The organism is Streptomyces sp. SolWspMP-5a-2, from assembly GCF_900091845.1.
Taxonomy (GTDB): Bacteria; Actinomycetota; Actinomycetes; order Streptomycetales; family Streptomycetaceae; genus Streptomyces; species Streptomyces doudnae.
Genome location: NZ_FMCI01000250.1, coordinates 157507 through 171068, shown reverse-complemented (window position 1 = coordinate 171068; position 13562 = coordinate 157507). Strand labels below are relative to the sequence as shown.

At 70.7% G+C, this 13562-nt stretch carries 5 protein-coding genes, 1 tRNA gene and 1 rRNA gene; 6 read left to right on the top strand and 1 reads right to left on the bottom strand.

Features of this window, described 5'->3' with window-relative positions; all coding sequences use genetic code 11:
• Positions 1-43: 43 nt before the first annotated feature.
• From rrf to GA0115242_RS25315, 3 genes are all read left to right on the top strand, one after another.
• A 5S ribosomal RNA gene (gene rrf, locus GA0115242_RS25325) occupies positions 44-160 on the top strand.
• Positions 161-275: 115 nt separating this feature from the next.
• The gene (locus tag GA0115242_RS25320) at positions 276-938 is read left to right on the top strand and encodes a DegT/DnrJ/EryC1/StrS family aminotransferase (RefSeq protein WP_093832278.1); all 663 of its coding nucleotides are present in this window, start codon (positions 276-278) and stop codon (positions 936-938) included.
• Positions 939-1022: 84 nt separating this feature from the next.
• A tRNA-Thr gene (locus GA0115242_RS25315) sits at positions 1023-1098 on the top strand.
• Between the two features lie 65 nt (positions 1099-1163).
• On the opposite strand, the gene GA0115242_RS25310 is transcribed toward GA0115242_RS25315, so the two are convergent.
• On the bottom strand, positions 1164-3917 hold the full coding sequence (locus GA0115242_RS25310; RefSeq protein WP_093832276.1) for a SpoIIE family protein phosphatase: 2754 nt from the start codon (positions 3915-3917) through the stop codon (positions 1164-1166).
• Between the two features lie 307 nt (positions 3918-4224).
• On the opposite strand from GA0115242_RS25310, the gene GA0115242_RS25300 reads away from it, so the two are divergent.
• The 3 genes from GA0115242_RS25300 to GA0115242_RS25290 all read left to right on the top strand — a co-directional run bounded on the left by GA0115242_RS25300 (position 4225) and on the right by GA0115242_RS25290 (position 13489).
• Complete coding sequence (locus GA0115242_RS25300; protein ID WP_093832274.1) at positions 4225-9699, top strand: HAMP domain-containing protein; 5475 nt, start codon at positions 4225-4227, stop codon at positions 9697-9699.
• 277 nt (positions 9700-9976) lie between these two features.
• The gene (locus GA0115242_RS25295) at positions 9977-10657 is read left to right on the top strand and encodes a response regulator (protein ID WP_093832272.1); all 681 of its coding nucleotides are present in this window, start codon (positions 9977-9979) and stop codon (positions 10655-10657) included.
• A 123-nt stretch (positions 10658-10780) separates the two neighbouring features.
• On the top strand, positions 10781-13489 hold the full coding sequence (locus GA0115242_RS25290) for a DNA translocase FtsK (RefSeq protein WP_176729912.1): 2709 nt from the start codon (positions 10781-10783) through the stop codon (positions 13487-13489).
• The last annotated feature ends 73 nt before the right edge of the window (positions 13490-13562 follow it).

Below are 13562 nucleotides of genomic sequence, written 5' to 3'. Positions count from 1 at the left end.
CTATTGAGGGATGGCGTGGTGCGGCTGGACAGTTTCATAGTGTTTCGGTGGTTATAGCGTGAGGGAAACGCCCGGTTACATTCCGAACCCGGAAGCTAAGCCTCACAGCGCCGATGGTACTGCAGGGGGGACCCTGTGGGAGAGTAGGACGCCGCCGAACAATCATTCAAAAGGGCCGGTCCCGGGATTTCGATCCCAGGACCGGCCCTTTTCTGTTGCGCGTCATCTCGTGTTCACATTGCGCAACAAGCATCGACGGCATGGGTACTGCTGCAATGCTCAGGGCCGCCGGCGTCGGACTCGGTGACGAGGTCATCGTCCCGGCCTTCGGGAACGTCGAACTCGCCGAGGCTGTCGCCCTGGTCGGGGCCATGCCGGTGTTCGCCGACATAGATCCGGCGACCTACTGCCTCGACCCCGGCGCCGTCGAGGCCGCCGTCACCGCGCGGACCGCGGCCGTCACCGTCGTCCACCGCTTCGGGCGGCCCGCCGACCTGGCGCGGCTGCACGGTGTCGGGCAGCGGCACGGGCTGCTGGTGCTGGAGGAGGGCGAGTCCGAGGCGCCCTACGACGAGATCGCGCAGCGGCGGGAGCGGGCCTCCTACCTGGACGCCAAGCTGCGCGGAGTCCGCACCCCCGACCACGGCGACGGGCACACCTACCAGCAGTACGTCGTGCGGGTGCCCGGCAACGGGCGGCCCGACCGCGACGCGTTCGCACGCGCCCTGCGGGTCAAGGGAGTCGACTGCCGGGTGCCCGTGAAGACCCCGGTGCACCGGCTGCCCGACTTCCGCCGCTGCGTGACGCTGCCCGAGACCGAGCGGGCCGCCGACGAGACGCTCGCGCTGCCCGTGGACGCCGCGCTGACCAAGCGGGACATGCAGCGGATCGTGTCCGCCTGCAACGCGCTCGGCGGGCTCCTCCAGCCCGCGTTCTGAGCCGCGGAAGGTGGTTGGGAGCCGGCTCCCGTTCGGGGTATGATCTATTTCGTTGCCACGGGGGAGACCCCGAAAAGGCAACTGGCCCCTATAGCTCAGTCGGTAGAGCGTCTCCATGGTAAGGAGAAGGTCAACGGTTCGATTCCGTTTGGGGGCTCCACACAGAAGGCCCCGCCCACCAGGGCGGGGCCTTTCTCGTGTCCGCGGGTCCCCGCGGGGACCCGGTCAGTCCTTCTGGAGACCGGGCACCCGCATCGCGAGGATCGCCATGTCGTCCGACGGGGCGTCCGAGGCGAAGCGTTCCACCGCCCGCATCACCCGGGCCGCGACCGCGCCCGCCGTGAGGCCCGTGCACGTCGTGAGGACGTCGGTGAGGCCGTCGTCGCCCAACATGCGGGTGCCCTCGCGCCGTTCGGTGACGCCGTCGGTGACACAGAGCAGGACGTCGCCCGGGTCGAGGGTGACCCGCTGCTCGTACAGCTCCAGGTCCTCCATGACGCCGAGGAGCGGCTGCGGCTCCGCGGCCGGTTCGACCGTGCCGTCCTGGCGCAGGCGCAGCGGCAGCGGATGGCCCGCGCAGACCACCTTCAGCTCTGCGCTGCCGTCCTCCTGGGGCCTCAACTCGCCGTAGAGGAGCGTCAGGAAGCGGCTGCGGGCGCCCTCGTCCAGGATCGCGGAGTTGAGACGTTCGAGGACGGCGGGGCCGCTGAGGCCCTCCCTGGCCAGCAGGCGCAGGGCGTGCCGGGCCAGGCCGGTCACCGCGGCGGCGTTCGGGCCCGTGCCGCAGACGTCGCCGATGGCGAACCCGTAGGCGCCGTCGCTGATCGGGAAGAGGTCGTAGAAGTCGCCGCCGACCTCGTTGCCCTCGCCGGCCGCGCGGTAGATGACCTCCACCTCGACGCCGTCGATCACCGGGAGTTCGGGCGGCAGCAGACTGCGCTGGAGGGACTGGCTGATCGCCGTGCGCTCCGAGTAGAGGCGGGCGTTGTCCAGGGCGAGGGCGGCCCGGCGGCTCAGGTCCTCGGCCAGCTCCAGGATCTCCTGGCGGAAGTGCTCGTCGGTGGGCTTGCCGAGGGTCAGCATGCCGATCACGCGGTTGCGGGCGACCAGCGGCAGCACGACCGTCTCGCCGCCGACCGCGGACGCCGTCGCCAGCGTCGGGCCGATGCTGGACGCGACCTGGTGGGTGGGGCCGCCGGAGAGCCCGAGGCTGCGCATGGAGCTGCGCAGGGCCGCCTGGTGGGCGACCTCGCCCGGGGCGGGCCACACCCGGGCGCCGGGGGTGGGCACCGGGTCCGGCGGGGCGATCTTCGACAGCAACGACTTGATGCCGTCGATGAGTTCCTCGTCCTCGTGCAGGACGTAGGAGAGGTACGGCTCGGACGCCTGGTCGGCGATGGTGTAGACGGCGCACCAGGTGGCGAGGGTCGGGACCGTCATCTGTGCCATCAGGGCCAGGGTCTGGTCGCGGTCCAGGGTGCCGGCGAGCAGGTCGGACGCCTCGACGAGGAAGCTGAGCGAGCCGCGGCGCAGGCGTTCCAGCTCGCCGAGGCGGGCCGACTCGACGGCCAGCGCGATGCGGTCGGCGGCGAACTGCAGGCGCAGCGCCTCCTCGTTGGAGTACCTGCCGGGGCCCTCGGCCGCGACGCCGAGCGAGCCGGTGAGACGGCCCTCGACCTTCAGCGGCACGGTGACCACCGAGCGCATGCCGGTGCCGGAGAGCAGCGGGACGGCGCCGGGGACGGCCGTCAGATCGTCGTGGACGGCGGGCATGCGGGCGGAGCCGTAGCGGCCGGGGCCCGCCTCCACGGGGACCCGTGCGAAGCGCTGGCGGGCCGAGGGCAGGCCGGTGGAGGCGCGGACCTCCAGCTCCGTCTCGTCGTCGGTGGCCAGGAGCAGGAACGCGGAGTCGCCGTCGAGCATGTCGCGGGCGCGTTCCACGGTGCGCTGGAGGAGGCCGTCCAGGTCGTCGGGGGCGGGAGAGCCGATGAACACCTCGAAGGGGTCGGCGCTCTGGCTCTCGGAGCCGCCGGACCCGTCGGAGGACGCCATCCTGGTCGGCGTCTGGAGCACGGCCCGTTCGTGGTCGCGGACCAGGAGGCAGACCGTGGACGGCTCGCCGCCGGTGTCCCGGACGCGGAGGTGGGAGGCGTAGACGGGGGTGACGCGGCCGTCGGCCCCTCTTATGCCGTAGCTGCCCTCCCAGCGGGAGAGCTGGAGCGCCTCCACGATGCCGGTGCTGGTGCCCGGGGTGTGCGGCCAGGCGGCGAGGTCGGTGAGGGGCTTGCCGACGACCTGCTCGGCGGGGTAGCCGAACAGCTCCTCGGCGTCCTCGTTCCACGCGGAGATGGCGCCCGTGCGGTCGATCTGCACGACGGCGACCCGGACCCGGCCGTCGGCGAGGGGCAGCAGGTCGGCGGGGAGGGAGGGGCCCGCGGCGCGGGTGCCGACGGCGCGCTCGGGCAGGTGGAGCTGGAACCAGACCTGCTTGTGGGTGGGGGTGTAGTCGACGCCCCAGCGGCCGGCCAGCGCCGCGCAGAGCTGGAGGCCGCGGCCGCCCTCGCGGTCCGGGCTGCCCATGGTGGCGGGGGAGCCCTGGAGCGGGATCTCGCGCTCCGGGTAGTGGTCGGCGACCTCGATGCGCACTCCGTCGTCGCTGCGCAGGCAGAGGACGTCGGCGGCGGTGCCCGCGTGCACCACGGCGTTGGTGACCAGCTCGCTGGTGAGGACGACGGCGTCGTCGACGATGTCGGAGAAGCCCCAGCCCTGGAGGGTGTCGCGGACGAAGGAGCGGGCGGTCGCGACGGAGCGCCCGACGGGCTCGAAGCTGGCTGCCGCGCGCGCGGTGATCACGGAACTCCTCGGCCGGTTGTCGACGTGCAGGGCTGCTGGACCGGCATTCTCCCGCCGCTGCTGCGGCAGTCCGCCCGTCGGCCCGTGGTCCGGGGGGTTCGCCCCCGGGATCAGTCCGGTGGTCATGGTGCCGGCCGCCCCTCCGATGCCCGCTCGTCTCGTGCCACCGCCCAGACCGGTCGGACCGGTGCGGCTGGACAGCCGCATGCAAGGTTACTTACCTTCACCGTCCACGCGGATGCCGGTCGGCACTGATTCCGCCCAGAGGGTGTGCGGACGATGTGCGAAGCTGCCGAACTGTTATGGCCTGGTTCGGACAGGGTGAAACACTGGGCACGATTCACGATGACACAGCACGGGCCGCGGCGACGAACAGGTCACGCGGTCGTACGCGAGCACAGCGGTGACGGTCGACCCCTTCGGGAGGGACACAGTGGAGTCTGGCGCAGCGACGCGGGGCACGAAAGCGCGCGCGAAAGGCGGACAGTCCCTGAAGAACCAGGGCAAACCTCGCAACAACACGACCACTGTGGACACGGCGGCCCTGAACCGGCTGATGGCGGCTCTCGTGTCGATGCGGGACGGGAACTTCCGCAAGCGGCTCACGGTGTCGGGCGACGGCGTGATGGCGGAGATCGCGGCGGTCTTCAACGAGGTGGCCGACCGCAATCTGCATCTCACCGGTGAGCTGTCCCGGGTGCGGCGGATGGTCGGCCGCGAGGGCAAGCTCACCGAGCGCCTGGAGACGGGTTCGGGGGAGGGGTCGTGGGCCGCGGCCGTCGAGGCGTCGAACGCGCTCGTGGACGACCTCGTGCGGCCGGTCTCCGAGGTCGGGCGGGTGCTGTCGGCGGTGGCCGAGGGTGATCTGTCGCCGCGCATGGAGCTGCGGACGCAGGCGCCCGACGGGACCGGGCATCCGCTGCGCGGGGAGTTCCTGAAGGTCGGGCGGACGGTCAACAACCTCGTCGACCAGCTCTCGACGTTCACCGACGAGGTCACCCGGGTGGCCAGCGAGGTGGGCACCGAGGGCAAGCTCGGCGGGCAGGCCCGGGTGCGGGGCATGTCGGGTTCGTGGAAGGACCTCACCGACTCCGTCAACACGATGGCGTACCGGCTGACCGCGCAGGTGCGGGACATCGCGCTGGTCACGACGGCGGTCGCCAAGGGCGATCTGTCCCGCAAGGTCACGGTGCACGTGGCGGGCGAGATGCTGGAGCTGAAGAACACCGTCAACACGATGGTCGACCAGCTCTCCTCGTTCTCCTCCGAGGTGACCCGGGTGGCGCGCGAGGTGGGCACCGAGGGCGAGCTGGGCGGGCAGGCGCAGGTGCCCGGTGTGGCCGGGGTGTGGAAGGACCTCACCGATTCGGTGAACCTGATGGCCGGCAACCTGACGGCCCAGGTGCGCGGGATCGCGCAGGTGACCACCGCGGTCGCCAACGGCGACCTGTCGCAGAAGGTGACCGTGTCGGCGCGCGGCGAGGTCGCGCAGCTCGCGGACACCATCAACCAGATGACCGAGACGCTGCGGATCTTCGCGGACGAGGTGACGCGCGTCGCGAACGAGGTCGGCGCGGCCGGGCAGCTCGGCGGGCAGGCGAACGTGCCGGGCGCGGCCGGTACCTGGAAGGACCTGACGGACTCCGTGAACACGGTGTTCCGCAACCTCACCACCCAGGTGCGGGACATCGCCGCGGTGACGACGGCGGTGGCCAGCGGTGACCTGTCGCAGAAGGTCACCGTGGACGTGGCCGGCGAGATGCTGGAACTGAAGAACACCGTGAACGGCATGGTGGACCAGCTGTCCTCGTTCGGTTCCGAGGTGACCCGGGTGGCCCGGGAGGTCGGTGTCGAGGGCGAGCTGGGCGGTCAGGCGCAGGTGCCCGGCGCGGCCGGTACCTGGAAGGACCTCACGGACTCCGTGAACACCGCCTTCCGCAACCTGACCGGGCAGGTCCGCAACATCGCCCAGGTGACGACGGCGGTGGCCAACGGCGATCTGTCGCAGAAGGTCACCGTGGACGTCTCGGGCGAGATGCTCCAGCTCAAGAACACCGTGAACACGATGGTCGACCAGCTCTCGTCGTTCGCGGACCAGGTGACGCGGATGGCGCGGGACGTGGGCACCGAGGGGCGGCTCGGCGGTCAGGCGGTGGTGCCGGGCGTGGCCGGTACCTGGAAGGAGCTGACCGACTCCGTCAACGGCATGGCCGGCAACCTGACGGCCCAGGTGCGCAACATCGCGCAGGTGACGACGGCGGTGGCGCGCGGCGACCTGTCGCAGAAGATCGACGTGGACGCGCGGGGCGAGATCCTGGAGCTGAAGAACACCATCAACACGATGGTCGACCAGCTCTCCGGCTTCGCGGACCAGGTGACCAGGGTGGCCCGCGAGGTGGGGACCGAGGGACGGCTCGGCGGCCAGGCGCAGGTGCCCGGTGTGGCCGGGGTGTGGCGCGATCTGACCGACTCGGTGAACGGCATGGCCGGGAACCTCACCGCGCAGGTCCGCAACATCGCCCAGGTCGCGACGGCGGTGGCGCGCGGTGACCTCTCCCAGAAGATCACCGTGGACGCGCGCGGGGAGATCCTGGAGCTGAAGAACACCCTGAACACGATGGTCGACCAGCTGTCGTCGTTCGCGGAGGAGGTCACCCGGGTCGCCCGCGAGGTGGGCACGGAGGGCCAGCTGGGCGGCCAGGCCGAGGTGCAGGGCGTCTCCGGCACCTGGAAGGACCTCACCCAGTCGGTGAACTTCATGGCGAACAACCTGACCATCCAGGTGCGTCAGATCGCCGAGGTCACCACCGCGGTCGCGAAGGGCGACCTGTCGAAGAAGATCACCGTCGACGCCCGGGGCGAGATCCTCGAACTCGTCACCACCGTCAACACCATGGTGGACCAGCTCTCCTCCTTCGCCGAGCAGGTGACGCGGGTGGCCCGCGAGGTGGGCACCGAGGGCATCCTGGGCGGCCAGGCGCACGTGCCCGGCGTCACGGGCATCTGGAAGGACCTCAGCGGCAACGTCAACCTGATGGCCAAGAACCTGACCATGCAGGTGCGCAACATCTCGCAGGTCGCGGCGGCCGTCGCCAACGGCGATCTGACCCGGACGGTGACGATCGAGGCGCGCGGCGAGGTCGCGCAGCTCGCCGACACCTTCAACACCATGGTGAAGACGCTGAGTTCGTTCGCCGACCAGGTCACCAAGGTGGCCCGTGAGGTGGGTACGGACGGCATCCTGGGCGGTCAGGCGCGGGTGCCGGGCGTGGCGGGCACCTGGAAGGACCTCACCGAGTCGGTGAACCAGATGGCGTCCAACCTGACCGGTCAGGTGCGCAACATCGCCATGGTCACCACCGCCATCGCGAAGGGCGATCTCACCAAGAAGATCGACATCGACGCGCGCGGGGAGATCCTCGAACTGAAGACGACCATCAACACGATGGTCGACCAGCTCTCGTCGTTCGCCGAGGAGGTCACCCGCGTCGCGCGCGAGGTGGGCACCGAGGGGCAGCTCGGCGGGCAGGCACGCGTGCGGGACGTGGACGGCACCTGGCGCGACCTGACCGAGTCCGTGAACGAGATGGCCGGGAACCTGACCCGGCAGGTGCGGGCCATCGCGCGCGTGGCGACCGCGGTGACCCGCGGCGACCTGAACCTGAAGATCGACGTGGACGCGTCCGGGGAGATCCAGGAACTCCAGGACTACATCAACAAGATGATCGCCAACCTGCGCGACACCACGATCGCCAACAAGGAGCAGGACTGGCTGAAGGGCAACCTGGCCCGGATCTCCGCGCTGATGCAGGGCCGCCGCGACCTCCAGGACGTGGCGTCGCTGATCATGAGCGAGCTGACGCCGGTGGTCTCCGCGCAGCACGGCGCGTTCTTCCTGGCGATGCCGCTGGTCGACGGCAAGGATCCGGGCGGCGGCCAGGAGGACGCCTACGAGCTGCGGATGCTCGGGTCCTACGGCTACTCGATGGGGTCGATGCCGACGTCGTTCAGGCCCGGTGAGGCGCTGATCGGGACGGCCGCGCAGGAGAAGCGGACCATCCTGGTGGAGAACGCGCCCAGCGGCTACCTGAAGATCTCCTCGGGGCTCGGCGAGGCGCCGCCCGCGCAGGTGATCGTCCTTCCGGTGCTCTTCGAGGGGCAGGTCCTCGGGGTGATCGAGCTGGCGTCCTTCACGCCGTTCACGCACATCCAGAAGGACTTCCTGAACCAGATCGCCGAGATGATCGCGACGAGCGTCAACACCATCTCCGTCAACACCAAGACCGAGGTGCTGCTGAAGCAGTCGCAGGAGCTGACCGAGCAACTGCGCGAGCGGTCGGCCGAGTTGGAGAACCGGCAGAAGGCCCTCCAGGCGTCCAACGCCGAACTGGAGGAGAAGGCCGAGCTGCTGGCCCAGCAGAACCGCGACATCGAGGTGAAGAACACCGAGATCGAGGAGGCGCGGCAGGTCCTGGAGGAGCGCGCCGAGCAGCTCGCGGTGTCGATGCGCTACAAGAGCGAGTTCCTCGCCAACATGTCGCACGAGCTGCGCACACCGCTCAACTCGCTGCTGATCCTGGCCAAGCTGCTCGCCGACAACGCGGACGCGAACCTGACGCCCAAGCAGGTCGAGTTCGCCGAGACGATCCACGGGGCCGGTTCCGACCTGCTCCAGCTCATCAACGACATCCTCGACCTGTCGAAGGTCGAGGCGGGCAAGATGGACGTCTCCCCGACGCGCATCGCGCTCGTGCAGCTCGTCGACTACGTGGAGGCGACCTTCCGCCCGCTGACCGCGGAGAAGGGCCTCGACCTGTCGGTGCGGGTCTCGCCCGAGCTGCCCGCCACCCTGCACACCGACGAGCAGCGGCTCCTCCAGGTGCTGCGCAACCTGCTGTCGAACGCGGTGAAGTTCACCGACTCGGGCTCGGTGGAGCTGGTGATCAGGCCGGCCGGGTCGGACGTGCCGCCCGCGATCAGGGAGCAGCTCCTGGAGGCGGGTTCGCTGCGGGACGCGGACGCCGGTCTGATCGCGTTCTCGGTGACCGACACCGGCATCGGGATCGCGGCCAGCAAGATGCGGGTGATCTTCGAGGCGTTCAAGCAGGCGGACGGCACGACCAGCCGCAAGTACGGCGGTACCGGGCTCGGTCTGTCGATCTCGCGGGAGATCGCGCAGCTCCTCGGCGGTGAGATCCACGCGCAGAGCGAGCCGGGCCGCGGTTCGACGTTCACGCTGTACCTGCCGCTGCACCCCAGCGAGCTGCCGCCCAACGGCTACCAGCAGCCGGTGCCCGCGCTGGAGGCCGGGGACCTGGTGGCCGCCGCGGAGCTGGCCCAGCGGGCCGACGCGGCGATCGAGACGCCCGCCGAGGTGAAGTCGTACCAGGAGACGCAGAACGGCGCGGCGGCCCTCTTCAGGCGCCGTCGCAGGCCCGCTCTCGACCTGGAGCAGGGCTCGGCCGAGCTGGAGCGCTGGACGACCCCGGAGCAGCACCCGGCGCCCGCGCCGTCGTCGCGGGGCGTCCGTTTCGGTGGCGAGAAAGTGCTCATCGTGGACGACGACATCCGTAACGTGTTCGCGCTGACGAGCGTCCTGGAGCAGCACGGCCTGTCGGTGCTGTACGCGGAGAACGGCCGGGAGGGCATCGAGGTCCTGGAGCAGCACGACGACGTCGCGGTGGTCCTGATGGACATCATGATGCCGGAGATGGACGGCTACGCGACGACGACGGCGATCCGGCGGATGCCCCAGTTCGCGGGGCTGCCGATCGTCGCGCTGACGGCGAAGGCGATGAAGGGCGACCGGGAGAAGGCGATCGAGTCGGGTGCCTCCGACTACGTGACGAAGCCGGTCGACCCCGACCACCTGCTGGCGGTCATGCGCCAGTGGATGCGGGGGGAGTGACGGGAATCGCCGCGGGGTGCCCGGCGTTGCCCACGCCGTGGGCGCGAGGCCGTGTAGAGGCGGGAGATCCGGGGAACCTTCTGGTCTCCTGCCCCGTTCCCGGTCTGTGCGCAGTGACATCACGGTGACAGGGTGTGGCGACAGGCGGGGTGCGGCTACGATGACCGGCACGAGGACGGACGGCGCAAGGGAGTCGTCCCCTGGGGCGGCACCCGAGGGTGTCGCCGCAAGTCCTGAGTACAGGGGAGGCCCCAAGCCGGGGCGAGGAGGGCGGGCCATGGTGCAGAAGGCCAAGATCCTCCTGGTCGATGACCGGCCGGAGAATCTGCTGGCGCTGGAGGCCATTCTCTCGGCGCTCGATCAGACGCTGGTGCGGGCATCGTCCGGGGAGGAAGCGCTCAAGGCGCTGCTGACGGACGACTTCGCGGTCATTCTGCTGGACGTCCAGATGCCGGGCATGGACGGTTTCGAGACGGCCGCGCACATCAAACGGCGGGAACGGACCCGGGACATCCCGATCATCTTCCTCACCGCGATCAACCACGGGCCGCACCACACCTTCCGCGGGTACGCGGCGGGCGCGGTGGACTACATCTCGAAGCCGTTCGACCCGTGGGTGCTGCGGGCGAAGGTGTCGGTCTTCGTCGAGCTGTACATGAAGAACTGCCAGCTGCGGGAGCAGGCGGCGCTGTTGCGGCTGCAGCTGGAGGGCGGTGACAGGTCGGCGACGGGTGAATCGAAGGAGCCCGCCGGGCTGCTGGCGGAGCTGTCTGCGCGGCTCGCGGCGGTGGAGGAGCAGGCCGAGGCGCTGTCGAAGCAGCTCGACGACGAGTCCGCGGACGCGGCCGCGGTCGCCACGGCGGCCCACCTCGAACGCAAACTCACCGGTCTGCGCCGGGCCCTGGACGCGTTGGAGCCGGGCGCCGGGAACACGTCGCCGGTCTCCTCGTCGAACTGAGGCCGGGCGCGCCCCGGTTGACGATGAGGAAGCGTCAGTTCCGCGCCCCGCTCGGGGCGACACGAACGGGTGAAGCCTGGGGCACACGTGTCCCACGGCGTCTCCCCCGGTAACCTCGCACCCATGGCCTCACGTCCCTCCGCCGCCAAGAAGCAGCCCCCGAAGAAGGTGGCGGCTCCGGCGAAGAAGGCCGCTGCGAGGAAGCCCCCGGCGAAGCGGGCGCCCGCGAAGAAGGCCGCCGCCAGGCGTCCGGCGCCGCCCCCGAGGCCGGCGCCGAGCCCCACCAACGGCCTCTACCGGCTCGTCCGGGCCTTCTGGCTCGGTCTCGCGCACGCCGTCGGCGCCGTCTTCCGCGGTGTGGGGACCGGGGCCAAGAACCTCGACCCCGCGCACCGCAAGGACGGCGTGGCGCTGCTGCTGTTCGCCATCGCGCTGATCGTCGCCGCCGGTACCTGGGCCGATCTGAACGGCCCGGTCGGCGACCTCGTCGAGATCCTGGTGACCGGCGCCTTCGGCCGCCTCGACCTGCTGGTGCCGATACTGATCGCGGTCATCGCGGTGCGCTTCATCCGGCACCCCGAGAAGCCCGAGGCCAACGGGCGCATCGTGATCGGCCTCTCCGCGCTCGTCATCGGCGTGCTCGGCCAGGTCCACATCGCCTGCGGCTCGCCCGCCCGCAGCGAGGGCATGCAGGCCATAAGGGACGCCGGCGGCCTGATCGGCTGGGCCGCCGCCACCCCGCTCTCGTACACCATGGGGGACGTGCTCGCGGTGCCCCTGCTGGTGCTGCTGACGGTGTTCGGGCTGCTCGTGGTGACGGCCACGCCGGTCAACGCCATCCCGCAGCGGCTGCGGCTGCTCGGCGTGAAGCTCGGCATCGTCCACGAACCCGAGACGGACGAGTGGGGGCCGGACGACCGGCGCTACGACGAGCAGTGGCGTGAGGCGCTGCCCCAGGACGAGCGCCGACGCGGTCCCGGGCCCGAGGGGTACGCGCCCGAGGACGCCGAGCAGGAGGCGCTCACCCGGCGCCGCCGTCCCCGGCGCTCCGCGCAGCAGCACGACCCGAACCGGCCGATGGACGCCGTGGACGTGGCCGCGGCGGCCGCCGCCGCGCTGGACGGCGCCGTCATGCACGGCATGCCGCCGTCGCCGCTGGTCGCCGATCTCACCCAGGGCGTGAGCGCGGGCGACCGGGAGGAGACGACGCCGACGCCGGTGCCCGCCGCCCGGCCCCGCCAGGACAAGGCCCGGCCGGCGCAGCAGAAGCTCTCCTCGGGGCCGGTGCCCGACCTGACCAAGGAGTCGCCCGAGGCGCCGCGTGACCTGCCCGCCCGCGCCGAGCAGCTCCAGCTCTCCGGGGACATCACCTACGCGCTGCCGTCCCTCGACCTCCTCACCCGCGGTGGTCCCGGCAAGTCCCGCAGCGCCGCGAACGACGCCGTCGTCGCCTCGCTGACCACCGTCTTCACCGAGTTCAAGGTCGACGCGGCGGTCACCGGGTTCACCCGCGGGCCGACGGTCACCCGGTACGAGGTCGAGCTGGGCCCGGCCGTGAAGGTCGAGCGGATCACCGCCCTCACCAAGAACATCGCCTACGCGGTGGCCAGCCCCGACGTGCGGATCATCTCGCCGATCCCCGGCAAGTCGGCCGTCGGCATCGAGATCCCCAACACCGACCGCGAGATGGTCAACCTCGGGGACGTGCTGCGGCTCGCGGCGGCCGCGGAGGACGACCACCCGATGCTGGTCGCGCTCGGCAAGGACGTCGAGGGCGGCTACGTGATGGCCAACATGGCGAAGATGCCGCACGTCCTGGTCGCCGGAGCCACCGGTTCCGGAAAGTCGTCCTGCATCAACTGCCTCATCACCTCGGTCATGGTCCGCGCCACCCCCGAGGACGTCCGGATGGTCCTCGTCGACCCCAAGCGCGTCGAGCTGACCGCCTACGAGGGCATCCCGCACCTGATCACGCCGATCATCACCAACCCCAAGCGGGCCGCCGAGGCGCTCCAGTGGGTGGTGCGCGAGATGGACCTGCGCTACGACGACCTCGCCGCGTTCGGCTACCGCCACATCGACGACTTCAACCAGGCCATCCGCGACGGCAAGCTGAAGACCCCCGAGGGCAGCGAGCGGGAGCTGAAGACCTACCCGTACCTGCTGGTGATCGTCGACGAGCTGGCCGACCTGATGATGGTCGCGCCGCGTGACGTCGAGGACTCCATCGTGCGCATCACGCAGCTCGCGCGCGCGGCCGGCATCCACCTGGTGCTCGCCACCCAGCGCCCCTCGGTGGACGTCGTCACCGGCCTGATCAAGGCGAACGTGCCCTCCCGGCTCGCCTTCGCCACCTCCTCGCTCGCCGACAGCCGGGTCATCCTCGACCAGCCGGGCGCCGAGAAGCTCATCGGCAAGGGCGACGGCCTCTTCCTGCCGATGGGCGCCAACAAGCCCACCCGCATGCAGGGCGCCTTCGTGACCGAGGAGGAGGTCGCGGCCGTCGTCCAGCACTGCAAGGACCAGATGGCGCCCGTCTTCCGGGACGACGTCACCGTCGGCACCAAGCAGAAGAAGGAGATCGACGAGGAGATCGGGGACGACCTCGACCTGCTCTGCCAGGCGGCCGAGCTGGTCGTCTCCACCCAGTTCGGTTCGACCTCCATGCTCCAGCGCAAGCTGCGGGTCGGCTTCGCGAAGGCCGGGCGGCTCATGGACCTGATGGAATCGCGGGCGATCGTCGGACCGAGCGAGGGCTCGAAGGCCCGTGACGTGCTCATCAAACCGGATGAACTGGACGGCGTACTGGCCGTCATCCGCGGCGAGGCGTGAGAACGCGTCGGCCGGGGCACCCGAAGGTGGATCGTGACGCATCCGTGAGGGTTCGTTGAGCAACCGTTTCCCT

What these genes read in the sequence shown, in the direction of transcription:
- GA0115242_RS25320 (WP_093832278.1), top strand. Translation starts at nt 276, where the DNA reads ATGCTCAGGGCCGCCGGCGTCGGACTCGGTGACGAGGTCATCGTCCCG.
- GA0115242_RS25310 (WP_093832276.1), bottom strand. Translation starts at nt 3,917, where the DNA reads ATGACCACCGGACTGATCCCGGGGGCGAACCCCCCGGACCACGGGCCG.
- GA0115242_RS25295 (WP_093832272.1), top strand. Translation starts at nt 9,977, where the DNA reads ATGGTGCAGAAGGCCAAGATCCTCCTGGTCGATGACCGGCCGGAGAAT.
- GA0115242_RS25290 (WP_176729912.1), top strand. Translation starts at nt 10,781, where the DNA reads ATGGCCTCACGTCCCTCCGCCGCCAAGAAGCAGCCCCCGAAGAAGGTG.